This window comes from Streptomyces sp. CWNU-52B (assembly GCF_047444975.1).
GTDB lineage: Bacteria > Actinomycetota > Actinomycetes > Streptomycetales > Streptomycetaceae > Streptomyces.
This window is the reverse complement of record NZ_JBLFJV010000050.1, coordinates 59,928-82,157: the sequence shown is the minus strand read 5'-3', so window position 1 is coordinate 82,157 and position 22,230 is coordinate 59,928. Positions and strand designations below refer to the sequence as shown.

21 protein-coding genes are annotated in these 22,230 nt (G+C 71.3%); 15 read left to right on the top strand and 6 right to left on the bottom strand.

What is annotated here, in order from left to right; genetic code table 11:
* Positions 1-52 precede the first annotated feature (52 nt).
* The 6 genes from ribH (at position 53) to ACLVWQ_RS33160 (ending at position 5,073) form a co-directional block, all read left to right on the top strand.
* Complete coding sequence (ribH, locus tag ACLVWQ_RS33185; RefSeq protein WP_414112945.1) at positions 53-538, top strand: 6,7-dimethyl-8-ribityllumazine synthase; 486 nt, start codon at positions 53-55, stop codon at positions 536-538.
* Between the two features lie 34 nt (positions 539-572).
* A complete protein-coding gene (locus tag ACLVWQ_RS33180; protein WP_149510532.1) occupies positions 573-845 on the top strand; it encodes a phosphoribosyl-ATP diphosphatase in 273 nt (90 codons plus the stop codon).
* 72 nt (positions 846-917) lie between these two features.
* Positions 918-1,781: an ATP phosphoribosyltransferase gene (gene hisG / locus ACLVWQ_RS33175; protein WP_414112944.1), complete on the top strand. Its 864-nt coding sequence runs from the start codon at positions 918-920 to the stop codon at positions 1,779-1,781.
* A 75-nt stretch (positions 1,782-1,856) separates the two neighbouring features.
* Positions 1,857-2,363 (top strand): PH domain-containing protein, encoded by a 507-nt coding sequence (locus tag ACLVWQ_RS33170; protein WP_414112943.1) that lies wholly within the window; start codon positions 1,857-1,859, stop codon positions 2,361-2,363.
* A gap of 200 nt (positions 2,364-2,563) precedes the next feature.
* Positions 2,564-3,994, top strand: a complete 1,431-nt coding sequence (locus ACLVWQ_RS33165; protein WP_414112942.1) for a hemolysin family protein — start codon at positions 2,564-2,566, stop codon at positions 3,992-3,994.
* A complete protein-coding gene (locus tag ACLVWQ_RS33160) occupies positions 3,991-5,073 on the top strand; it encodes a hemolysin family protein (RefSeq protein ID WP_414112941.1) in 1,083 nt (360 codons plus the stop codon). The genes ACLVWQ_RS33165 and ACLVWQ_RS33160 overlap by 4 nt, the downstream gene beginning before the upstream one ends.
* Before the next feature lie 633 nt (positions 5,074-5,706).
* Here ACLVWQ_RS33160 and ACLVWQ_RS33155 read toward each other — a convergent pair.
* Positions 5,707-7,575 (bottom strand): AAA family ATPase, encoded by a 1,869-nt coding sequence (locus ACLVWQ_RS33155; protein ID WP_414112940.1) that lies wholly within the window; start codon positions 7,573-7,575, stop codon positions 5,707-5,709.
* 443 nt (positions 7,576-8,018) lie between these two features.
* Positions 8,019-8,675, bottom strand: coding sequence for a uridine kinase family protein (locus ACLVWQ_RS33150; protein WP_414112939.1), 657 nt, complete (start codon positions 8,673-8,675; stop codon positions 8,019-8,021).
* A gap of 216 nt (positions 8,676-8,891) precedes the next feature.
* Between ACLVWQ_RS33150 and ACLVWQ_RS33145 the strand changes: the two genes are divergently transcribed.
* The 3 genes from ACLVWQ_RS33145 to ACLVWQ_RS33135 all read left to right on the top strand — a co-directional run bounded on the left by ACLVWQ_RS33145 (position 8,892) and on the right by ACLVWQ_RS33135 (position 11,349).
* The gene (locus ACLVWQ_RS33145) at positions 8,892-10,271 is read left to right on the top strand and encodes a peptidase C39 family protein (RefSeq protein ID WP_414112938.1); all 1,380 of its coding nucleotides are present in this window, start codon (positions 8,892-8,894) and stop codon (positions 10,269-10,271) included.
* Between the two features lie 138 nt (positions 10,272-10,409).
* Positions 10,410-10,556: an SCO1431 family membrane protein gene (locus ACLVWQ_RS33140; protein ID WP_414112937.1), complete on the top strand. Its 147-nt coding sequence runs from the start codon at positions 10,410-10,412 to the stop codon at positions 10,554-10,556.
* A gap of 193 nt (positions 10,557-10,749) precedes the next feature.
* Complete coding sequence (locus ACLVWQ_RS33135; protein ID WP_414113324.1) at positions 10,750-11,349, top strand: TetR/AcrR family transcriptional regulator; 600 nt, start codon at positions 10,750-10,752, stop codon at positions 11,347-11,349.
* 104 nt (positions 11,350-11,453) lie between these two features.
* Here the strand turns inward: ACLVWQ_RS33135 and ACLVWQ_RS33130 are convergent, their stop codons facing one another.
* Positions 11,454-12,740 (bottom strand): glycoside hydrolase family 18 protein, encoded by a 1,287-nt coding sequence (locus tag ACLVWQ_RS33130; RefSeq protein WP_414112936.1) that lies wholly within the window; start codon positions 12,738-12,740, stop codon positions 11,454-11,456.
* A 363-nt stretch (positions 12,741-13,103) separates the two neighbouring features.
* Between ACLVWQ_RS33130 and ACLVWQ_RS33125 the strand changes: the two genes are divergently transcribed.
* Positions 13,104-14,288: an acyl-CoA dehydrogenase family protein gene (locus tag ACLVWQ_RS33125; RefSeq protein WP_414112935.1), complete on the top strand. Its 1,185-nt coding sequence runs from the start codon at positions 13,104-13,106 to the stop codon at positions 14,286-14,288.
* Positions 14,289-14,891: 603 nt separating this feature from the next.
* On the opposite strand, the gene ACLVWQ_RS33120 is transcribed toward ACLVWQ_RS33125, so the two are convergent.
* Complete coding sequence (locus tag ACLVWQ_RS33120) at positions 14,892-15,329, bottom strand: hypothetical protein (RefSeq protein WP_414112934.1); 438 nt, start codon at positions 15,327-15,329, stop codon at positions 14,892-14,894.
* Between the two features lie 264 nt (positions 15,330-15,593).
* Between ACLVWQ_RS33120 and ACLVWQ_RS33115 the strand changes: the two genes are divergently transcribed.
* From ACLVWQ_RS33115 to fxsA, 4 genes are all read left to right on the top strand, one after another.
* The gene (locus ACLVWQ_RS33115) at positions 15,594-16,034 is read left to right on the top strand and encodes an Lrp/AsnC family transcriptional regulator (protein ID WP_414112933.1); all 441 of its coding nucleotides are present in this window, start codon (positions 15,594-15,596) and stop codon (positions 16,032-16,034) included.
* 85 nt (positions 16,035-16,119) lie between these two features.
* Complete coding sequence (locus tag ACLVWQ_RS33110; RefSeq protein ID WP_414112932.1) at positions 16,120-17,841, top strand: amidohydrolase; 1,722 nt, start codon at positions 16,120-16,122, stop codon at positions 17,839-17,841.
* 505 nt (positions 17,842-18,346) lie between these two features.
* Positions 18,347-19,114 (top strand): polyprenol monophosphomannose synthase, encoded by a 768-nt coding sequence (locus tag ACLVWQ_RS33105; RefSeq protein WP_414112931.1) that lies wholly within the window; start codon positions 18,347-18,349, stop codon positions 19,112-19,114.
* A 110-nt stretch (positions 19,115-19,224) separates the two neighbouring features.
* Positions 19,225-19,809 (top strand): FxsA family membrane protein, encoded by a 585-nt coding sequence (gene fxsA, locus ACLVWQ_RS33100; RefSeq protein WP_414112930.1) that lies wholly within the window; start codon positions 19,225-19,227, stop codon positions 19,807-19,809.
* Between the two features lie 200 nt (positions 19,810-20,009).
* Here the strand turns inward: fxsA and ACLVWQ_RS33095 are convergent, their stop codons facing one another.
* Complete coding sequence (locus ACLVWQ_RS33095; protein WP_414112929.1) at positions 20,010-21,167, bottom strand: serine hydrolase domain-containing protein; 1,158 nt, start codon at positions 21,165-21,167, stop codon at positions 20,010-20,012.
* 55 nt (positions 21,168-21,222) lie between these two features.
* Between ACLVWQ_RS33095 and ACLVWQ_RS33090 the strand changes: the two genes are divergently transcribed.
* A complete protein-coding gene (locus ACLVWQ_RS33090; protein WP_414112928.1) occupies positions 21,223-21,591 on the top strand; it encodes a MerR family transcriptional regulator in 369 nt (122 codons plus the stop codon).
* 134 nt (positions 21,592-21,725) lie between these two features.
* On the opposite strand, the gene ACLVWQ_RS33085 is transcribed toward ACLVWQ_RS33090, so the two are convergent.
* Positions 21,726-22,100 (bottom strand): RNA polymerase-binding protein RbpA, encoded by a 375-nt coding sequence (locus ACLVWQ_RS33085; protein ID WP_003977404.1) that lies wholly within the window; start codon positions 22,098-22,100, stop codon positions 21,726-21,728.
* Between the last annotated feature and the right edge of the window lie 130 nt (positions 22,101-22,230).

Genomic DNA, 22,230 nt, shown 5'->3' with positions numbered 1-22,230 from the left:
TCAGTAATCAAGCAGTCAGCAACGGCACAGCACGGCACGAGGAGACACAGACGTGAGCGGCAAGGGCGCACCCGAACTGTCCGTACGCAACTGCGGTGACCTGAGGGTCGCCGTCATCGCGGCGCAGTGGCACGAGAAGGTGATGGACGGACTCGTCGACGGGGCCCTGCGCGCCCTGCGCGAGCTGGGCATCGACGAGCCGACCCTCCTGAGGGTCCCCGGCAGCTTCGAGCTGCCGGTCGTCGCGAAGGTCCTCGCGGGCCGCGGCTACGACGCGATCGTCGCGCTCGGCGTCGTCATCCGCGGCGGCACCCCCCACTTCGAGTACGTGTGCCAGGGCGTCACCCAGGGCCTCACCCAGGTCTCCGTCGACACCGGCGTCCCCGTCGGCTTCGGCGTGCTGACCGTCGACACCGAGGAGCAGGCCCTGGACCGCGCCGGCATCGAGGGCTCGAACGAGGACAAGGGGCACGAGGCGGTGACGGCGGCCGTGGCGACCGCGGCCACCCTGCGCTCGGTATCCGAACCCTGGCGCTGACGCGGGCCCGTGAGCGCGTAGGGTGAGGACCACCATGTCCAAGAAGACTTTCGAGGAGCTCTTCACCGAGCTCCAGCACAAGGCAGCCACCGGCGACCCCGCCACCTCCCGCACCGCTGAGCTGGTCGGCAAGGGGGTCCATGCCATCGGCAAGAAGGTCGTCGAAGAGGCCGCCGAGGTATGGATGGCCGCGGAGCACGAGGGCAAGGAAGCAGCCGCCGAGGAGATCTCGCAGCTGCTCTACCACGTCCAGGTGATGATGGTCGCTCGCGGCATCACCCTGGACGACGTGTACGCCCACCTCTGAGCCGTCGCGCGCCCACGCGCTGCCCGCACCCGCAATCCCCCGCAACCCGCACGAACGAAGGAAGCCGACCTCATGCTGCGCATCGCCGTCCCCAACAAGGGTTCCCTGTCAGGTCCCGCGGGGGAGATGCTGCATGAGGCCGGCTACCAGCAGCGCCGGGAGGCCAAGGAGCTCAGGATCGTCGACCCGGAGAACGAGGTCGAGTTCTTCTACCTCCGCCCCCGCGACATCGCGATCTACGTCTCCTCCGGCAAGCTCGACATCGGCATCACCGGCCGCGACCTGCTCATCGACTCCGCGGCCGAGGCGGAGGAGATCCTGCCGCTCGGCTTCGCCCGCTCCACCTTCCGCTTCGCGACCAAGCCCGGCACGGCCACCGCCGTCGAGGACCTCGCCGGCAAGACCGTCGCCACCTCGTACGAGGGCATCGTCGCCAAGTACCTCGCAGACCAGGGCGTCGACGCGTCCGTCGTGCACCTCGACGGCGCCGTCGAGACGGCCATCGAACTCGGTGTCGCCGAGGTCATCGCGGACGTCGTCGAGACCGGCACCTCGCTGCGCAACGCGGGCCTGGAGGTCTTCGGCGACCCGATCATGAAGTCCGAGGCCACCGTCATCCGCCGCACCGGCGCGGAGAGCGCCGGGGACACCGACACCGAGCGCAAGGTCCAGCAGTTCCTGCGCCGCCTCCAGGGCGTCCTCGTCGCGCGGACCTACGTGATGATGGACTACGACTGCCGCGTCGAGCAGCTGGAGAAGGCCGTCGCGCTCACCCCGGGCCTGGAGTCGCCGACCGTCTCGCCGCTCCACAACGAGGGCTGGGTCGCCGTACGCGCCATGGTCCCGTCGAAGGAAGCCCAGCGGATCATGGACGACCTGTACGACATCGGCGCGCGGGCCATCCTGACCACTGCCATCCACGCCTGCCGCCTCTGAGCGCCCGCGGCACCACCGGGAACCCGGGACCACCGTCAGACGCAGCCCACCGGAAACGCTAGGAACAGCTTCGCCATGCCGGACGCACCGGACGCACCAGAGCCGCCCGCCCTCCCCGTGACCTTCAGGCCCGGCCGTACCCGCGCCGTGCTGCTGACCGCGGGCGCCGCGATCTTTGTGGTCATCACCACGGTCGCGCTGCTGCTGGAGAAGCTGGGCCCGGGGGAGCGGCTGAGCTTCGTCTTCACCGGGGCGCTGCTCTTCGGGGTGCTCGTGCTGCTGGCCCGTCCGAAGGTCGTCGCCGACGAGGCCGGGGTCACCGTCGTCAACATCGTCAGCGGGCGCCGGCTGGCCTGGGAGGAGATCCTGCAGGTCAACCTGCGTCCCGGGGACGCCTGGGTCTTCCTGGACCTCAGCGACGGCACCAGCCTGCCCGCGCTCGGCATCCAGCCGGGCATCGCCAAGGCGCGCGCGATCAGCGACGCCCGTGCCCTGCGCGCCCTCGCTGCGGCCCGCTCCCTCGGCGGCCGGGAGGGGCAGGACGGGCGCGGCGACGGGCCGCACGACGAACATCACGACTGACTCTCGGCCTTCCACCCTTGCCGCATGCACCCATGTCTTGATTAATCTGTTGGCGGAAGCGTTTTCGTTGCGCTTCCGCCGCTGACTTCCCACCCGGAACTCAGCGGCCCCCTGCTATTCGAGGAGTGACTCCCTCCAGCGATGGACGGATCGTCCTGTAGTACCTGCGCCGCCCCCTCCCGACATATCGAGGCGGCGGCATGACCATCCCCCTGCTGCTCCTCGGGGCGGCGTTCCTGTTGATCCTCGCCAACGGCTTCTTCGTGGCGGCCGAGTTCGGCCTCGTCACGGTGGAGCGCCCCGACGCCGAGAAGGCCGCCGCCGAGGGTGACCGACGGGCCCGTACCGTCGTCAACTCCCTCAAGGAGCTGTCCTTCCAACTGTCCGGCACGCAGCTCGGCATCACCATCACCTCGCTGGTCGTCGGCATGCTCGCCGAACCGGCGCTCGCCGAGCTGCTGCACGGCCCGTTCACCGCCCTCGGCATCCCGGAAGGCGCCGTACCCGGTGTCGCCGTGGTCGTCGGCATGCTGCTGGCCTCGGCCGTGCAGATGGTGATCGGCGAGCTCGTGCCCAAGAACTGGGCGGTGTCCAAGCCCATGCAGGTCGCGCGGTTCGTCGCCGGTCCGCAGCACGCCTTCTCGACCCTGTTCCGGCCGGTGATCGCCGCGCTGAACTCCGTCGCCAACCGGCTCGTCCGCGCACTGGGCGTCGAGCCCGCCGTGGAACTGGCCTCGGCCCGTACCCCCGGCGAGCTCGTCTCGCTCGCCCGGCACTCGGCCGAGGCCGGCGCGCTGGAGCAGGACACCGCGGACCTGTTCGTACGGACACTGTCCCTGGCCGGCCTCACCGCCCAGCACGTCATGACCCCCCGGGTGAAGGTCAGCGCACTCCAGTCCTCCGCGACCGCCGAGGACGTCGTCAACCTCACCCGCGCCACCGGTCTCTCCCGCTTCCCCGTCTACCGGGAGCGGATCGACGAGATCGTCGGCATGGTGCACCTCAAGGACGCCCTCGCGGTGTCCGCGCACGACCGGCTGCGCACGTCGGTCACCCGGATCGCCCAGGCGCCGCTGCTCGTCCCGGAGACCCTGCCCGTGCAGCCCCTCCTGGAGCGGCTGCGCAACGAGCAGCCCATCGCCGTGGTCGTCGACGAGTACGGCGGCACCGCCGGGGTCGTCACCCTGGAGGACATCGTCGAGGAACTCGTCGGCGAGGTCCGCGACGAACACGACGGACAGGACGTGCCGGAACTCGCCGCGGCGCCGCCCGAGGACGGCAGGCCCGCCTGGGACGCCGACGGCAGCTGCCGCGTCGACCTCCTCCTGCGCATCGGCCTGGACGTCCCCGAGGGCCCGTACGAGACGGTCGCGGGCCTCGTCGCCGACCTGCTGGGACGTATCCCGGCACCCGGTGACCGGGCCGAACTCCCCGGCTGGCGCCTTTCGGTGCGCCAGGTCGGGCACTACCGGGCCGAACGGGTCCGGCTGGTGAGGACCGCCGGGGCCGGGGCGCCCGAAACGGATCCGCCCGAGACAGGGTCCGGGCCGGGGTCCGGTCCGGGGCCCGGGGCCGCTTCCGTCACCGTTCCGGGCCCGGCTTCCGCCACCGCGGTGGAGGCGGTCCGATGAGCGTGCTCCAACTCCTGTTCGCCGGGCTCCTCGTGCTGGCCAACGGGTTCTTCGTCGGCGCCGAGTTCGCTCTGGTCTCCGTACGGCGCAGCCAGATCGAACCGCTCGGCACGGCACGGGCCCGGCAGGTCATGTACGGCCTGGAGAACCTGCCGCACATGATGGCCGCCGCGCAGTTCGGCATCACGATCTGCTCGCTGACACTGGGCGCGGTCGCCGAACCCACCGTGGCGCATCTCCTGGAGCCGGTCTTCCACGCCGTGCACCTGCCCGAGGGCATGATCCACCCGCTCGGGTACGTCATCGCCCTCGCCGCGATCGTCTTTCTCCACCTGGTGGTGGGCGAGATGCTGCCGAAGAACCTGGCGATGGCCGCCCCCGAGAAGACCGCGCTGTGGCTCAGCCCCGGTCTGGTCGCCTTCGCCCGGCTCTGCAAGCCGGTCACCGTGGGCCTCGGTGCCTGCGCCCGGGTCATCCTGAAGCTCTTCGGTGTCGAGCCCAGGGACGAGGTCGAGGCGGTCTTCACCAGCGAGCAGCTCAACCGGCTCGTGGAGGACGCCGGGCAGGCCGGCTTCCTCGACCCGGGGGAGCAGGAGCGCCTGGAGGACGCCCTGGAGCTGGGCTCCCGCCCGGTCACCGACGTCCTCCTCGACCGGGAGTCCCTGGTCAGCGTGGGGCCCTCGGTCACCCCGGGGCAGGTCGTCGAACTCACCGCCCGCACCGGGTTCTCACGGTTCCCGGTGGTCGCGGAGAACGGCGCCTTCATGGGCTATCTGCACGTGAAGGACGTACTCGACGTGGAGGAGTCCGAGCGGGCCGTGCCGCAGCAGGTCTGGCGCCCCATGACGACCCTCAGCGCCGAGCTGCCGCTGGACGACGCCCTGACCGTGATGCGCCGCGCCGCGACGCACCTCGCGCAGGTCGCCGACGCCTCGGGCCGGGTCCTCGGCCTGGTCGCCATGGAGGACGTACTGGAACTCCTGGTGGGCGAGGTCCGAGACCCGGCCCACCGCACACCCACCACGGTCCGCGTGACCGACCCCCGCAAGGAAACCCCGGACCAGGCCCTGGCCAGCTGACCCAGCCCCCGCGCCCCTGCCGACCCGCACCAGTGGGCTTACAGGGCCGTGGGGGCTGCAGCATGCGCGACGCCGCTGCGACGGGCTTTTTTTGGGGGCGCGGGGAACTGCGCGCCAAGCCACGACGAACCCGCACGGGTGTGGCCATGTGCGGATCTGCCGCGGGCTGTGCCAAGCCGCACCGGCGGGTTTTTAGGGGCGCGGGGAACTGCGCGCCAAGCCACGACGAACCCGCACGGGTGTGGCCATGTGCGGATCCGCTGCGGGCTGTGCCAAGCCGCACCGGTGGGCTTTTGGGGGCGCGGGGAACTGCGCGCCAAGCCACGATGAACCCGCACGGGTGTGGCTTTGCGGGGCTCTGCCGCGTGGCGTGCCAAGGCCGCACCGGCGGGCTTTTGGGGGCGCGGGGAACTCCGCGCCAAGCCACGATGAACCCGCACGGGTGTGGCTCTGTGCGACTCCGCTGCGGGCTGTGCCAAGCCGCACCGGCGGGTTTTTAGGGGCGCGAGGAACTGCGCGCCGAGCCACGACGGACCCGCACCCGTGGCTTTCGGGGTCGCGGGGGCTGGGCCATGTGCGGCTCCGCCGCGGTCCGCCGCGGGCACACCGGGCCGGCCACCGGTCTCGTCGCCGTCAAACCCCCGGAGGGGCCTGCGGACCCCGCCCCGACAGCACCTCCCCGTACGCCTGCATCAGATCAGCCAGCCGAAGCGTGGACAGATCGTCCCGGGTGAGATGCCCCGGATACCCCGACAACCGCAGATCCCGGTACGCACAGCTCTTCTCGTACAGCGTCCGCAGGAACCGCCCGTTCCCGAGCTCGTCGATCCACCCCTGATCGACCACGTGCCCACTGATGGACCGCAGCTCGTCCAGCGCCTCCTCGTCCCACACGTCACCGTTCTCCGCGGCCAGCACCTCACCGATCGAGGTGAGTTCGAGCGGACGGTACGAGGGAAAGTCCACGCGGGTCGTGAAGCGGGACGACAGCCCGGGGTTGGCGGCCAGCAGCCGGTCCATGCCCTCCGGATAGCCCGCCAGGATCACCACCAGGTGGTCCCGGTTGTCCTCGGCCCGCTTCAGCAGGACCTGCAACGCCTCGTCGCCGTACGCGTCACCCTTGCCGTACCCCGAGTTGGAGAGCGAGTACGCCTCGTCCACGAAGAGCACCCCGCCGATCGCGGAGTCGATCAGCTCGTTGGCCTTCACGGCGGTCTGGCCGAGATACTCGCCCACCAGGTCGGCCCGCTGGGCCTCGACGAGATGGTCGCCGCCGAGCAGCCCCAGCGCGTAGAAGACCCGGCCGAGGATGCGGGCCACCGTGGTCTTGCCGGTGCCGGAGGGCCCGGAGAACACGAAATGCCGTTTCGGCGGCTGGACCGGCAGCCCCTGGCCGGCCCGCAGCCGCGCCATGTTCAGCTGCGCCGAGAGCGCCTTGACCTGGCGCTTCACCGGTTCGAGACCGACCATGCCCTCCAGCTCGGACAGCGCCTCCTCAAGGAGCGCGGGATCGGTGGGCCCGGTCGGCAGATGCGGCGGCAGCACCGGCACGATCGCCTTCTCACGGGCCCGGTCCGACTCGGACGGCAGCCCGCCGGGAGGCGGCAGGTCGGGCTCCGACAGCTTCAGGTCCCGGCCCTCGGCGCCGAACAGCGGGTCGACGCCGTCGGGGCCGTCCAGGATGTCCTGCCCGACCCCGGTGAGCGTGATCGCCGCGAGGTCGGCCGTCTCGTCGTACCCGTCGCCCTCGGAGATCGCGGCGAGCCGGGCCGAGGTGTCCATGAACGCCGGGTCGACCCGGTGCACCGCCCGGTACAGCGGGAGAGCCGCCGCGGAGCGGCCCGTGCCCTCGTGCGCCCGCGCCAGCCAGTACCGCAGCTCCTTGCGCTGCGGCTGCTCGCTGCGACAGCGCATCAGCGCGGACGACAGCAACGGCTCGGCCTGCCCGTACATCTCCAGGCGTACGCGGGCCATCCCGCCGAACAGACCCGCCTCGATGCCCAGCATCGCGTCGTCGATCAGCGGGTCCGTGTGCCGGACCAACTGCTCCCAGTCCTTGACGAGATAGGCCCGGCAGGCGTGCAGGAACCGGACCTGCGGGTCCGTGTCCACCGGGGGCAGACCCGCCAACGCCCGGTCCAGCTCCGGCACATGGCGTCCGTCGAGCCAGTGCGAGGAGTGCGCGAGCAGCAGATCGCGAGGCGACTCGAGGACCGGCTGTACCCACCAGCCCAGCCAGTACCAGGAGTTGAGCGTGCGCCGGTGCCGGGTGCGCTGCTCCCCGAAGCGGTCGCGGTGCCGGAACATCCGCAGCAGAGCCGTCGTCGTGTCGACGCGCAGCGCGTGCAGTCCGAGCCAGCCGTCCGCCATGCCCGGATCCATCCGGACCGCGGCGCGGAACTCCTCCTCCGCCTGGGGGTAGGCCCCCATCGTGTATGCATCCACACCTCGCAGCCAGGCGAGGTCGGCCGGGGCCTCGGGGCCCTGCGTGCCGAAGTCCATCACGTCCCCCACAAACCGTGCCCCCGTTGATCACCGGGCGGGCCGGTGCCCGTCGGCAGTCTTCGTCGAACCGCTCGAACCGCTGTGCCGCGGACGGGAGTTGCGTGCGGTGCGGAGAGCAACCGTCCGAAGGTCGCACCAAGAGGCATCGTACCTGCGGGGGAGCGCCGGGCCGTAGGGTGCCGCACGACGTGTTCTTCGAGGTGGGAGCCGAGGGGACGCACTCAGGACGGTCACTGAGGGTGAGCGAACAGCGCCTCGGAGCATCCGCGGAACGGCTGCGGGCAGAACGAAGCCCCCGATCACGGGGGAACAACCGGGGGCTTCGCGTCGACGGGGCGGCCTTGGAGGGCCGCACATTGAGAACGTAAGACCTGTACGGCCCCTCGGTCAAGCCGAGTTGGAGCACTCAGGCAACTTCTCGGACAGCGGTCTTCACAAGTTCAGCACACAGACGTCGGCCCGTCACGGTCTGTCATGAGAAGCCTCCTCGCCGACGTCCCAGCAGGTCCCGGCAGTACCTCATATCCGTCTGAACACTGCCGTACCCGAAGGTCGGCGAACGGTTCGGAGGGGTCCTCGGTGAAATGCCGCCGCTCGGCGGGAACCCACTGTGCCCAGAAGTCGCCCTGTGCCGCGCCGTCCCGCAGGCGCCCGCGCGCCCATGCGTCCTCCGGGGACACCTCCATCCACAGCAGCCCCGCCAGCCGGGGCCGCAGCGCTCGGCGGCCCGCGCCGACCCCCTCGACGAGGACCACGGGCGCGGGCGGCAGGGTCCGGCCCGGCCCGAAGGCGCGCACCTGCCAGTCGTACGGCTGGTAGCGCGCCGGCTCCCCGCGCTCCAGCGGCTCGACGACCTCCCGGAGCAGCCGCCCGGTCCACGCGAAGAGCTCCTCGTGGGTGGCGATGTCGTCCAGGTGCAGCACGGGAGCGCCGTCCAGCGCCTCGGCCAGGTGCCGCGTGAACGTGGTCTTTCCTGAGCCCGCGTGGCCGTCGACGCCGACGAGCCGGACGGGTCCGCAGGACGGCGGCAGCCGTCGCAGCCGGCGGGCGAGCGTCTGGAGGCGGATGGGAGTTCCTTTCCGGAGAAACACGGACACCCTACCGAGACCTCCGCGGCGGCCCCGGCCGAGACCGGGCGGGTACGGGCGGGTGCGGGCGGGCATAGGCGTGTCAGTGGTCTCGACCAATATTGGTCGGCGGCGCGACGCCGGAAGTGCTGGCAGAAGCCGTGATCGCGTTCCATAGTTGGCGCACACCCACACATCGCCCGTACATGTGACCAGCCCGTTTCCGGACACCAGGGGGTCCCGTCCATGACCAGCGCCGAACAGCCGACCCGTAGAACCGTCCTGGCCGCGGCGGTGGCGGCGGCCACCGCCGGAGTGGCGAGCCCGGCAGCCGCCGCGGACGGGAGGAGCCGCCCCGCCGGGGCCCCGCCCGCCGCCCCGTCGAAAGCGCCCTCCGGCCTCGTGGACAACCATGCCTGGACCTCGTACGGCGACTGGCGCGACGGCACCGCGGCGGGGACCCGTGCCGTGGCGGGGGCCCGACCGGGGCTGGAGATCGCGACCCCCGAGGGCCGCAGCGACTACCGGGACCCGCACACCGGCACGACCACCACCTGGGAGTACGCGCGCTGGACCTCACCGGTCCACCGGCTCGGCGTCCCCGCCGCCGAGGCCATCGCCTCCTGGAACGCGCGCACCCCGGCGGGCACCTGGCTCCAGATCGAGCTGACCGGCGCGTACTCCGACGGCACGGACACCCCCTGGTACGTGATGGGCCGCTGGGCGGCCGGCGACCAGGACATCCGGCGGACCTCGGTCGACGACCAGAGCGACGGGAGGAGCAGCGTCTGGACGGACACCTTCGCCATCGACGACGCGGCCTCGGGGCTGCGCCTGGTGTCCTACCGGCTGCGGCTGACCCTCTACCGCAAGCCCGGTACGAAGGTCACACCGACCGTGTGGCGGCTGGGCGCGATGGGCTCCGACGTGCCGGACCGCTTCACCGTCCCGGCGTCGGCGCCGGGTGTCGCGCGGGAGCTGACGGTGCCGCGCTACTCGCAGGAGATCCACGTGGGGCAGTACCCGGAGTACGACAACGGCGGCGAGGCCTGGTGCAGCCCCACCTCCTCACAGATGATCATCGAGTACTGGGGGCGCAGGCCCACGGCCGAGGCGCTGGCCTGGGTCAAGCCCGAGTACGCGGACCCGCAGGTGTGCCACGCGGCCCGGTACACGTTCGACTACCAGTACGAAGGGTGCGGCAACTGGCCCTTCAACGCCGCGTACGCCGCGACGTACAAGGATCTCCAGGGCGTGGTGACCAGGCTCGGCTCGCTCACCGACCTGGAGACGCTGATCGCCGCCGGTGTCCCGGCCATCACCTCCCAGTCGTTCCTGGCGTCCGAGCTGACCGGCGCGGGGTACGGCACCTCGGGGCATCTGATGACGGTCGTCGGCTTCACCGCCGACGGCGACGTGATCGCCAACGACCCGGCCGCGCCCGACAACGACGCGGTACGGCGCGTCTACCGGCGGCGCGAGTGGGAGAACATCTGGCTCCGTACGAAGAGGTACAACGCCGCCGGGACCGTGGTCTCCGGCACCGGCGGGGTCTGCTACCTCTACTTCCCGGCCCGCCCCACGGCCCGCCAGCGCCAGGCCCTGGCGGCCGTGGGCGTTCGCTAGCTCCGGTCCGGGGCGGCTCCTCGCGCGACGAGGGGCCGCCCCGCGTGACCAAGCTCTCCCCCGCAAATGCCCGATTCGGTGGCAAGGTGGACGGATCAGCGGGGGGATCCATCCGAAGTCGATCGTGAGCGAGCCGCCATGACCACGAACTCTGTCACCGCAGGACGCGTCCGTGCCCGTACGGGCGGCCCCAAGGACGACGGGCCGAACATCTTCGAGCACGTCATGGGCTGGACCTTCGTGCTGGTGCTCGCGATGTTCGTGACGCAGCTCGGCCTGGTCTGACGCCAGGGCCCGTCCGGTCCGCCGCCGGGGCGCCCGCAGGCCGGTGCACGGCGAGGGCGGGATCGAACGGGCCGATCGTACGGCTCTGCCATACTGCGCATGTCTTGCTCGCAGTTGGAGACCAGGTCCGGAATTGAGTAACAGCCCACAGCGCGACGTCGACCGCCCAGGAGTGCGCGGCACCGACCGCTCCATGGCGCGCCGAGCCGAACTCATCGCCATCGGACGGAAGTTGTTCGCCGACACGTCCTACGACGCGCTGTCGATGGACGACATCGCCAAACAGGCGCATGTGGCCAAGGGGTTGATCTACTACTACTTCCGGTCCAAGCGGGGCTACTACCTGGCGATCGTCGAGGACTCGGTGGCGGATCTGATCTCCCGGGCGGCCGGCGGTCTCGAACTGCCCCCCGAGGAACGGGTGCACCGCACCATCGACGGGTATCTCCGCTACGCCGAGCACAACCAGGCCGCGTACCGGACCATCATCAGCGGCGGCGTCGGATTCGACGCCGAGGTGCACGCCATACGGGAGGGCGTGCGGGAAGCCATCGTCGAGACCATCGCCGAAGGGGCGTACGGGCGACGGAAGGTGGGCCCGCTGCCCCGGATGGCGCTGCTCGGCTGGCTGTGCAGCGTGGAGGGGACCACCCTCGACTGGATCGACCACTGCGGCCTGTCACGCGACCTCATGCGCGAGTTGCTGGTGAAGATGCTCGGCGGCACGATGCGCGCCGTCGAGGAGCTGGACGTCTCCTATCCGGCCCCGCGGGCCGCCCGCCGGGACACCTGAACACCCCGACACGTGAATGCCCCGACACGTGAACACCCCGGTACGCGAACGGGGGCGGGGGCCCACTGGTGGACCCCCGCCCCGACGTCCTGCCGCCGCTGTGGCTAGTTGATCGCCTTGATCAGCTCGCCGTCCGACGTGTCACCGCTCAGCTCCCAGAAGAACGTGCCGCCCAGGTCCTGCGCGTTCTTGTAGCTCATCTTCTCGGCGATGGTCGCCGGGGTGTCGTAACTCCACCAGTCGCCACCGCACTTGGCGTACGCCGTGCCGCCCACCGTGCCGGTGGCCGGGCACTTCGTCTTGAGCACCTTGTAGTCGTCGATGCCCTGCTCGTACGTTCCGGCCGCCGGGCCGGTCGCCGTGCCGCCGGGTGTGTCCTGGGTGACGCCGGTCCAGCCGCGGCCGTAGAAGCCGATGCCGAGCAGCAGCTTCGAGGCCGGTACGCCCAGGTCCTTGAGCTTGGCGATCGTGGCGGCGGTGTTGAACTCCTCCTTCGGGATGCCCGGGTAGGAGTTCAGCGCGGAGTGCGGAGCCGTGGGCCCTGTCGCGTCCCAGGCGCCGAAGAAGTCGTACGTCATCGGGTTGTACCAGTCGACGTACTGGGCGGCGCCGGCGTAGTCCGTCGCCTCCAGCTTGCCGCCTGCGGTGGCGTCGGCCGGGATCGCCGAGGTGACCAGCGCGGAGCCGCCGAACTTGGCGCGGACCGCCGACATCAGCTTCGTGTACGCGTCCCGTCCGCTGGTGTCACAGGTGAGGCCGCAGGCGTTGGGGTACTCCCAGTCGATGTCGATCCCGTCGAAGACGTCCGCCCACTTCGAGTTCTCGACCAGGTCGTAGCAGGACTGGGCGAAGGCCGCGGGGTCCTTGGCGGCCTCCGTGAAGCCCCCGGACCAGGTCCAGCCGCCGAAGGACCACAGGACCTTGAGGTTCGGGTTCTTGGCCTTCAGCTCGCGCAGCTGGTTGAAGTTGCCGCGCAGGGGCTGGTCCCAGGTGTCGGCGACCCCGTCGACCGACTCGTCGGCGGTGTGGGTCCGCTCGGTGGCCGCGTAGGAGTCGCCCATCGCGCACTTGCCGCCGGTGACGTTGCCGAAGGCGTAGTTGATGTGGGTCAGCTTGGCCGCGGAGCCGGATGTCTGGACGTTCTTGACCAGGTACTTCCGGTCGTACGTGCCCCATTCGGTGAAGTATCCGACGACCTTGGAGCCGGCGGCCGTGGGCGTGTCCGCCGTCGTGGAGCCGGCCGCTGTGGGGGCGGCCTTCTCGGTCGTACCGGCCGTACCGGCGGCGGTCGCCGTGCCCGCGCCGGCGAGCAGGCCGGCGCCGAGGGCGGCGCAACACGCGGCGGACAGGAGCGCCCGGAGCCGGACGCGGGGGCGGAGTGAGGTGAGCATCGGGTCTCCTCGTGGGGGAGAGGGGAACAGGCGCCGATTGGCATGAACGCGGTTAAGCGTTTGCAGCGGAACAGTAGGAGGACTAGACCAGTTGGTCAATGGTTCGGACCATCCCTGTTCCGAGTCGGCCCGGCCGGGCTCCGGGCGGTCCTGTCCGGCCCGGGAATTCTTTACTCTTGAGTAAGCGGTCGTTAACTGGTGACTCGATGCCCCGGATCGGGCATACTCACTGCGCACAGCCGCTGATCAGCCGCTTCCGTGACCCGGGGGCGCGAGCACCGGCCGTGTCCAGTGAGACCAGGCGGGGCAGCCCCACCCAGGTGTGCGATCGCCGAAGTGCCCGACAGGGAGGAGAGCGTCGCCATGCCTGACCGCGCCCCGCAGCCGGTGGACCGTCAGCTGCCCACGGACGAGGCCCGGGATCTGATCTCGCTCGTCCGCGACATCGCGCAGCGTGAGATCGCCCCGAAGGCGGCCGAGGAGGAGGACGACGGAAGCTTCCCGCGGGAGGTCTTCACACTGCTCTCGGAGTCGGGACTGCTCGGCCTTCCCTACGACTCCGAGTACGGCGGCGGGGACCAGCCGTACGAGGTCTACCTCCAGGTCCTCGAAGAGCTCGCGGCGGTCCGCCTCACCGTGGGTCTCGGCGTCAGCGTGCACTCGCTCGCCTGCCACGCCCTCGCCAACTACGGCACCGAGGAGCAGCGGGCCGAGCACCTCCCGAAGATGCTCGGTGGCGGCCTCCTGGGCGCCTACTGCCTCTCGGAGCCGGCCTCCGGTTCGGACGCGGCGTCACTGCGGACGAAGGCCGTGCGGGACGAGACGTCGGCCGGCCGGCCGTGGGTGCTGACCGGCACCAAGGCGTGGATCACGCACGGCGGGGTCGCGGACTTCTGCACGGTGCTCGCGCGGACCGGCGGCGAGGGGCCCCGGGGCATCACGGCGTTCCTGGTGCCCGGTGACGCCGAGGGGCTGAGCGCCGCGGCGCCCGAGAAGAAGATGGGAATGAAGGGCTCGCCGACCGCGCAGGTCCACTTCGACGGGGTGCGGGTCCTCGACGACCGGCGCGTCGGCGAGGAGGGGCAGGGCTTCGCGATCGCCCTGTCCGCGCTGGACTCCGGGCGGCTCGGTATCGCGGCGTGCGCCGTCGGAGTCGCCCAGGCCGCGTTGGACGAGGCGGTCGCCTACGCCACGGGGCGCGAGCAGTTCGGCCGGCCGATCGCGGACTTCCAGGGCCTGCGCTTCATGCTCGCGGACATGGCGACCCGGATCGAGGCGGGCCGCTCGCTGTATCTCGCGGCGGCCCGGCTGCGTGACGCGGGACGGCCCTTCGCCCGGCAGGCGGCCATGGCGAAACTGTTCTGCACCGACACCGCGATGCAGGTCACCGTCGACGCCGTCCAGGTACTCGGCGGGTACGGCTACACCGCGGACTTCCCGGTCGAGCGGTACATGCGCGAGGCCAAGGTGCTGCAGATCGTCGAGGGCACCAATCAGATCCAGCGGATGGTCATCGCCCGTCACCTCGCGGGTCCCGAGTCGCGCTGAACCGCCGGTACGCGTACATGGGCGAGGGGGCCACGAGCCTGGCCCACTCCGGGTCGTGGCAGCCCGGCAGGGTGCGGCCCCGGTCGGCCCAGGCGCGGACCATCGCACGGTAGATGGGCGGGTCCGGGGGCTGGTGGGCCACATGTGGTTCCTGTGACTCCTGCGGCGCCTGGGCCACGCGCGTCCACTGGGGTTCCTGGGGGCGCTGGTTCGCCTGGTCCCTGTGGGGTCCATGGGTCTCCTGAGCCCCTTGCGTCCCCTGGGGAACCGATTCTGCGGGGAGGAGAAGCAGTCGGCGGCGGCTCGGCTCCGTGTAGGTATGGCCCGGTTCTGCGTATGTGGGGGTCATACCGGGCCAACGCCTCCCGGGCCGGGCAGGTCACCGACTCCCGAATTCGTCCGTGAGTTCGCGGCGGCCCCTGGGAGGGGCCTTCCTCTCACGGGATCATGTCCGTACGGGATCCTGCCCGTCACGAGGATTTTGCCCGGCGGATCCGGACGCACCGAACCCGCACCACGGCAGCGCGTCATGGCGCGGGGCAGATGTGTGAAGCGCGACAGGAACTGCGGCTCCGCGGCGGGGGCCGGGCGGCGGAGGGGCGCTCAGGCGGCCTCGTGCCGCATCTCCGGCACCCGCAGGGGCCGCGAACCGGGGCCGCCGACGTGCGAGAAGGGCTGGGTCCGCCAGTCGAGTCCCTGAGGGAGCGTCAACAGCAGGGCGGTGTGCTGCTCCTGGACCTTCGCCGTCTCGTCGGCGGGCCGGGCGTCGCCCGCCGCGCGGCCCGTACCGGCGCAGACCGTGAGGCCGAAGGGGTTCCACGGCGACGCGCAGAGCGCGTGCTCGGGGAGGCTCGCCTCGTCCGCGAGGAGAGCGATGGGCTGTGCGCAGTCCGGGCAGATCACCCGGTACATCTCGAAGGTGTCGTACGCGTCGAGCTCCTCACCGTCCAGTGCGTCCGGTTCGACGCCCTCCGGTACGGACTCGACGACCGGCTGCCGCCGCTTGGGCGCGGTACGACCAGGACGCTTCAGACTCTGCATGGGCTACTCCCCCTCGGGTGGGCCGACAAGGCACTGCGACCTCGGCCACAGCAAGCACTTCCCGTCCCGTCTCCGCGGTAATCACGAGAACATCACGGAAGACACCGCTGTCATGTGGCGTTCGTCACACGACGTCCGCGGGTGCCCGACCCGACTGGTTTGTCCCCGGGCGCTCGGCCCGTCGGTCCCGCCCGCGTCACGAAGCGGGTATGACCTGCGCTGCTGAGTACCCCGAGGGATCAAGGGCACTGTAGGTTCTCCGCCATGGAGGAGCTGGACCGCCACATCGTGCAGCTGCTCGTCGAAGACGGGCGGATGAGCTACACCGACCTGGGCAAGGCCACGGGTCTGTCCACGTCGGCCGTGCACCAGCGGGTGCGCCGGCTGGAGCAGCGCGGCGTCATCCGGGGTTATGCCGCGGTCGTCGACCCGGAGTCCGTGGGACTGCCGTTGACGGCCTTCATCTCGGTGAAACCGTTCGACCCCAGCGCCCCGGACGACATCGCCGAACGCCTGGCCGACGTCCCGGAGATCGAGGCCTGCCACAGCGTCGCCGGCGACGAGAACTACATCCTCAAGGTCCGCGTCGCCACACCGCACGAGCTGGAGGAACTCCTCGCGCGCCTGCGCTCGCTGGCAGGAGTGTCCACCCGGACGACGGTGGTCCTCTCGACGCCGTACGAGGCACGCCCGCCGAAGCTCTGACGGCCGCCCCGCACACCGCGGGCCGCCGCTCGTGCTGCCGGGCCCCGCGCACGAGGGCGCACCGCCGAGGGGCGAGACTGTTCCCATGAGTGACAGCGCCACCGATCCCGAGCCGAACCGCGCCCCGCGCACGACACCAGCCGGCTCCGCCGGCCGGGCGGGACCGGACACGGGCGGCCCCCACCGCCAGGACGACGACCGCTCCCGCGCGGCGCGGACCGTGCTGCTGCGCGGCGGTGAAGTCCACAGCCCCGCCGACCCGTTCGCCACCGCCATGGTCGTGGAGCGCGGACAGGTCGCCTGGGTCGGTTCGGAGGGCGCCGCCGACGCGTTCTCGGACGGCGTCGACGAGGTGGTGGACCTCGAAGGGGCGCTCGTCACCCCGGCGTTCACCGACGCCCACGTGCACACCACGGCCACCGGCCTGGCCCTCACCGGGCTCGACCTCTCCGACGCCCGTACCCTCGGCGACGCGCTCGCCCGCGTACGGGACTTCGCCGCCGCCCGTCCCGCCGACCGGGTGCTCCTCGGCCACGGCTGGGACGCCTCCCGCTGGCCCGAGCGGCGGCCCCCGCGGCGGGCGGAGCTGGACGAGGCCACCGGCGGCCGCCCGCTCTACCTCAGCCGCATCGACGTCCACTCCGCCGTCGCCACCACGGCCCTGCTGGACCTGACGCCGGGCGTCCGCGGGGCGGCCGGGTTCCAGGACGGCGAACCGCTCACCCGCGACGCCCATCACGCCGTACGCGCCGCCGCGTTCACCGCCGTGACCCCGGAGCAGCGTACGGAGGCCCAGCGCGCCGCCCTCCGGCACGCGGCCTCGCTCGGGATCGGCTCCGTGCACGAGTGCGGGGGCCCGGAGATCTCCTCCGAGGACGACTTCACCGGGCTGCTGCGGCTCGCCGCCGAGGAGACGGGACCCCGGGTCGTCGGCTACTGGGCGGAGCAGGACGTCACCAGGGCCCGCGCACTGGGAGCGGCCGGCGCCGCGGGCGACCTCTTCGTGGACGGCGCCCTCGGCTCGCACACGGCCTGTCTGGCGCACCCGTACACCGACGCCGATCACACGGGTACCGCCTACCTGGACGCCGCGGCCGTCGCCGCCCATGTGGTGGCGTGCACCGAGGAAGGGCTCCAGGCGGGCTTCCACGCCATCGGGGACGCCGCCGTGACCTCGGTGGTCGACGGTGTGCGCGCGGCCGCCGAGAAGGTCGGTCCGGCCCGGGTACGGGGTGCCAGGCACCGGATCGAGCACGCCGAGATGCTGACCGCCGACACGATCGCCGCCTTCGCCGACCTCGGCCTCACCGCCTCCGTCCAGCCGGCCTTCGACGCCCTGTGGGGCGGCGAGGAGGGGATGTACGCCGAGCGCCTGGGCGCCGAGCGGGCCCGGACGCTCAATCCCTTCGCCGCCCTGCTGCGCGCCGGAGTGCCGCTCGCCTTCGGTTCGGACAGCCCGGTCACGCCGTTCGACCCGTGGGGCACCGTCCGCGCCGCGGCCTTCCACCGAACGCCCGAGCACCGGGTGTCCGTACGCGCCGCTTTCACGGCGCACACGCGGGGCGGCTGGCGGGCGGCCGGACGGGACGACGCGGGGGCCCTGGTGCCGGGCGCGCCCGCGGACTACGCGGTGTGGCGCACCGACGAACTCGTGGTCCAGGCCCCGGACGACCGGGTGGCCCGCTGGTCGACCGACCCGCGCTCCGGCACGCCGGGGCTGCCCGACCTGTCACCCGGCGTACCGCTGCCCGTCTGTCTGCGCACCGTGGTGGGCGGCCGAACCGTATTCGTACGGCCGGACGAGTGATGTCCCGGGGTGGCGCGGTGCCGATCATGGCCCGGCGCTCTGTCGCGCGACCTGCGCATCCTCCGCGCTGACCAGGCATTTGGCGGAAAAACCGCAGGTGGAGGGGCTGTTGACAGTGAGCGGCAGGTGGCCGGTAGGTTCGGCCGGGTCCACCACCGGACGTCCGACCGGTGAACTTCCGCGCAGTCGCCGCAGCGCAGTTGGGTCAGGGGTGGTGTGCCGCACCGGCGCACCACCACTGGGAGCCAGGCCCAGCGCCCGCGCCACGGGGCGAGGGAACGTTCCGGCCGGATGGTGTGACCCGGGTGGGGCCCGGACGCTCAGTAGACAACGGCTTTCGGTCGACCCGCAGCCAGCGGGTCCCAGGTCGGCCCGAAGGGCGCCGGGCCCCGATCCGCAGTTCCGATACCCCTTGTGGGACTTTCAAGTCGGTGCCTTGGCGGCGGGACGAGCAGCGCTCGCTAAGGTGGAGCACCTCTCGCACGGAAGTCTTTAAGGGGAAGCTGTGAACGACGGCGTTGAGCGACGGTTCGGTCCGCTCGGCACGACCTTGGTGATCATTCCGACCTTCAACGAGGTGGAGAACATCAAGAAGATCGTCGGCCGGGTCCGGGCGGCCGTGCCCGCGGCTCACGTCCTGATCGCCGATGACAACAGCCCCGACGGCACGGGCAAGCTCGCCGACGAGTTGACCGTCGAGGACGACCACGTCCACGTGCTGCACCGCAAGGGCAAGGAAGGCCTGGGCGCCGCCTACCTGGCGGGCTTCGGCTGGGGCCTGGAGAACGGGTACGGCGTCCTCGTCGAGATGGACGCCGACGGCTCGCACCAGCCCGAGGAACTGCCCCGGCTGCTGACCGCGCTCAAGAGCGCCGACCTGGTGCTCGGGTCCCGCTGGGTGCCGGGCGGCCGGGTGGTCAACTGGCCCAAGTCCCGCGAGTTCATCTCCCGCGGCGGGAGCCTCTACTCACGTGTCCTGCTCGACGTGCCGATCCGTGACGTCACCGGCGGCTACCGGGCCTTCCGGGCCGAGACCTTGGAGCGGCTCGGCCTCGGTGAGGTCTCCTCGCAGGGCTACTGCTTCCAGGTCGACCTGGCCCGCCGGGCCGTCAAGGCGGGCTGCCATGTGGTCGAGGTGCCCATCACGTTCGTGGAACGGGAGCTGGGCGACTCCAAGATGAGCCGCGACATCCTGGTGGAGGCGCTGTGGCGGGTCACCACGTGGGGCGTGGGGGAGCGGGCCGGGCGCGTCATGGGGCGCGGGAAGTCCTGAGCGGGCGTTCTGTAGATTTATGCCGTGTTTTGTCGCGTTCCGTCGTCCTCACAGGCAGAGCTGATCATCTGTTTATGCCGTACTGAGCCGGGGCCAGGCACACTGGAGGCATGACGACTGGCGCACCGATCCCGCCCACCTCCTCCGGCCGGCCACGGCGCTCCCGGCTGCTGAGGTTCCTGCCGCTGGGCATCGCCGTGTGGCTCGTGCTGGAGATCTGGCTGCTGACGGTGGTGGCGGGCGCGGCGAGCGGCTTCGCGGTGCTTCTGCTGCTGGTCGTCGGCTTCCTGCTCGGCTCCGTGGTCATCAAGCGGGCCGGCCGCCGGGCCTTCCGCGCGCTCAGCGAGACGCTGCAACAGCAGCAGAGCGGCGCGCTGCCACAGGGCAGGGCCAACTCCGAGGGCAACGGCCTGATGATGCTCGGCGGGCTGCTCCTGATGCTGCCGGGGCTGATCTCCGACGCCCTCGGGCTGCTCCTGCTGGTGCCGCCGGTCCAGAAGGCCCTCAGCCGGTACGCGGAGCGGACGTTCGAGCGCAAGGTGCGCGAGGCGACGGGCGGTCTCGGCGACGCCTTCCAGCAGGCGCGCATCCACCGCCCGGACGGCAAGGTCGTACCGGGCGAGGTGATCCGCGACGAGGACGCTCCACGAGGCCGTCAGGACGACGCGGGCGCACGGCCCCCACTGACCGGCTGACCCGAAGGATTTCGCCCCCGCCGCCTCTACCCATTCCCATCAACACTCGGGGGCTCCGCCCCCGAACCCCCGCTCCTCAAACGCCGGAGGGGCTGAAGACGCGCCGGCGAGGGCTGAAAGGCAGGGGCGAAGCCCCGCTTTTCAGGGGCGCGGGGAACTGCGCGACCAGCCACGACGCGCCCGCGCCTTCATCAGCACCCCTACCCCCTACTCACATCTGCAGCGCCGAGAGCCCGGTAGATGGCCGTGACGTAGGCCGCGGCCCGCCGCGAACCGAGTAGGTCGGCGCCCATGTTGTTCATGACGTAGCTGATCGTCATGCGCCGGTCGAGGTCGACGATCGCCATCGAGCCGCCCCAGCCGCCCCAGAACGCGACCCGGCCGTCAGGGATCCAGGGCAGGGTGCGCCGGTCGGGCAGCGCGTACCCGATGCCCCATCGCAGATGCAGCCCGTTGACGAGGTCCGTGCCGTTGGACTGCTCGTCGAAGATGAGCCCGATGGTGTCGGGCTTGAGCAGCCGACCGTGGGCCGAGGCTCCCGCACGGGCGAGGGGCGCGAGGATCTCGGCGACCGCCAGAGCGTTCCCGTGCCCGTTGGCCGCGCCCAGGTCGGCCGCGCGCCAGCCCGGGGTGTTGGCCGCACCGGCGCTGAACGACGGCCCGGTGAAGGTCCGGTACGCGGCGGTGTCGTGATCGAGCGCGGCGGGATCGAAGTCGAGCGCCGGCGCGATGACGTCGGCGACCCGTTCGGCGTCGGCGTCCCGCAGCCCGATCTGGAAGTCGGCGCCGAGAGGCCGGACGATGTGCTGGTCCACGAAGTCGCGCAGGGACAGACCGGTCAGGCGGTGAACCAGCTCGCCGACCAGATGGCCGTAGCTGAGGACGTGGTAGCCGGACGCCGTGCCGGGCTCCCACCAGGGCCGCTGAGAAGCCATCCGGGCGGCCGCCGCGCGTACGTCGTACAGGTCGTCGAGCCGCGCGGGGTGCTCCAGACCGGACACACCCGAGGTGTGGGACAGCAGATGCCGCACCTCGACGTCCTGCTTGCCGTTCGCGGCGAACTCGGGCCAGTAACGGGCGACCGGCGCGTACACGTCCAGTTCCCCGGCGTCGACGAGGAGCAGGGCAGCCAGGCTGGTCACGGTCTTCGTGATCGACCACACGTTGGTGATCGTGTCGCGCTGCCAGGGCCGCGTGCGTGCCGCATCGCGATGGCCGCCCCACAGGTCCACCGTCCGCCGGCCGTCGATGTCGACGACCAGCGACAGGCCCACCTCGGCGCCGCTGCGCAACTGGTCCGCCACGGCGTCGCGGACGGGTTCGAACGACGTGCTGACAGTTCCGTTCAGTTCGCTCATACCGACAGCTTCAAACCTTGACGCCGGTGTCAAGGTCAAGCGGTAGCCTGCTGATATGCGGATCGGTGAGCTGGCCGCCCAAGCGGGTGCCTCGGCGCGACAGGTGCGGTTCTACGAGGCGAAGGGCTTGATCACCTCGACCCGTGGGCCCAACAACTATCGCGACTACAGCGAGACGACCCTGGGCCGCGTCCGGCAGATCCGCGAACTGCTGAACGCCGGCCTGTCGACACAGGCGATCCGCGGGATCCTGCCCTGTCTGGAATCGCCCCGCGACCCGATCGTCTTCGAAGGCGTCACGTCCGAGACGGTGGCGGCCCTCGAACACGAACGCGACAGGCTGACCGAACGCATCCACGTCCTCGCCCGCAACCGTGACGCGATCGCCGACTACCTCGTCGAACTCCGAGAGCGTGCGCACTGATCCGCCGCGCGCCGCGCCGCACGTACGCACGTCGTACGTACACGCACACGCACAAAACCGCGGGCGCCGTACCCAGAGGTACGGCGCCCGCGGTTGCGTGCTGTGCGTTGTATGCCGCCCGGCCCCCGGAGGGGCTACGCGGACTTGCGGCTGTCCCGAGGGTGGACCGCGATGTTCATGGCTCCGGATCGAAGCACGGCCAGGCGCTCTTCGAGGACCTCTTCGAGCTCCTCTCGCGTACGCCGTTCCATCAGCATGTCCCAATGCGTACGCGCGGGCTTGGCCTTCTTCTCTTCAGGGCCGTCGCCGTCCACCAGGAGTGCCTGGGCCCCGCAGACCTTGCACTCCCACTCCGGCGGGATCTCCGCCTCCACCGAGAAGGGCATCTCGAATCGATGGCCCTTCTCGCATGCGTACTCCACGGCCTGGCGCGGGGCCAGGTCGATGCCGCGGTCCGTCTCGTAGCTAGTCACCACGAGGCGCGTGCCGCGAAGAGCTCGCTCACTCATGAATCGTGCCTCCCGGGCTTGTCGCCCACAGGACAGGTGTCGCTGTCGTCGTCATCCGGTCAACGTCCGGTCGGCGGTAAAGATTCCCGTTCCGGGCCATGCCTCGCCGTCGTAGCCGCCCCTTGTTGTA

Coding starts and splice junctions, on each gene's coding strand:
- ACLVWQ_RS33180 (WP_149510532.1), top strand. CDS start 573: ATGTCCAAGAAGACTTTCGAGGAGCTCTTCACCGAGCTCCAGCACAAG.
- hisG (WP_414112944.1), top strand. CDS start 918: ATGCTGCGCATCGCCGTCCCCAACAAGGGTTCCCTGTCAGGTCCCGCG.
- ACLVWQ_RS33170 (WP_414112943.1), top strand. CDS start 1,857: ATGCCGGACGCACCGGACGCACCAGAGCCGCCCGCCCTCCCCGTGACC.
- ACLVWQ_RS33165 (WP_414112942.1), top strand. CDS start 2,564: ATGACCATCCCCCTGCTGCTCCTCGGGGCGGCGTTCCTGTTGATCCTC.
- ACLVWQ_RS33160 (WP_414112941.1), top strand. CDS start 3,991: ATGAGCGTGCTCCAACTCCTGTTCGCCGGGCTCCTCGTGCTGGCCAAC.
- ACLVWQ_RS33155 (WP_414112940.1), bottom strand. CDS start 7,575: ATGGACTTCGGCACGCAGGGCCCCGAGGCCCCGGCCGACCTCGCCTGG.
- ACLVWQ_RS33145 (WP_414112938.1), top strand. CDS start 8,892: ATGACCAGCGCCGAACAGCCGACCCGTAGAACCGTCCTGGCCGCGGCG.
- ACLVWQ_RS33140 (WP_414112937.1), top strand. CDS start 10,410: ATGACCACGAACTCTGTCACCGCAGGACGCGTCCGTGCCCGTACGGGC.
- ACLVWQ_RS33135 (WP_414113324.1), top strand. CDS start 10,750: ATGGCGCGCCGAGCCGAACTCATCGCCATCGGACGGAAGTTGTTCGCC.
- ACLVWQ_RS33130 (WP_414112936.1), bottom strand. CDS start 12,740: ATGCTCACCTCACTCCGCCCCCGCGTCCGGCTCCGGGCGCTCCTGTCC.
- ACLVWQ_RS33125 (WP_414112935.1), top strand. CDS start 13,104: ATGCCTGACCGCGCCCCGCAGCCGGTGGACCGTCAGCTGCCCACGGAC.
- ACLVWQ_RS33120 (WP_414112934.1), bottom strand. CDS start 15,329: ATGCAGAGTCTGAAGCGTCCTGGTCGTACCGCGCCCAAGCGGCGGCAG.
- ACLVWQ_RS33115 (WP_414112933.1), top strand. CDS start 15,594: ATGGAGGAGCTGGACCGCCACATCGTGCAGCTGCTCGTCGAAGACGGG.
- ACLVWQ_RS33110 (WP_414112932.1), top strand. CDS start 16,120: ATGAGTGACAGCGCCACCGATCCCGAGCCGAACCGCGCCCCGCGCACG.
- fxsA (WP_414112930.1), top strand. CDS start 19,225: ATGACGACTGGCGCACCGATCCCGCCCACCTCCTCCGGCCGGCCACGG.
- ACLVWQ_RS33095 (WP_414112929.1), bottom strand. CDS start 21,167: ATGAGCGAACTGAACGGAACTGTCAGCACGTCGTTCGAACCCGTCCGC.
- ACLVWQ_RS33090 (WP_414112928.1), top strand. CDS start 21,223: ATGCGGATCGGTGAGCTGGCCGCCCAAGCGGGTGCCTCGGCGCGACAG.
- ACLVWQ_RS33085 (WP_003977404.1), bottom strand. CDS start 22,100: ATGAGTGAGCGAGCTCTTCGCGGCACGCGCCTCGTGGTGACTAGCTAC.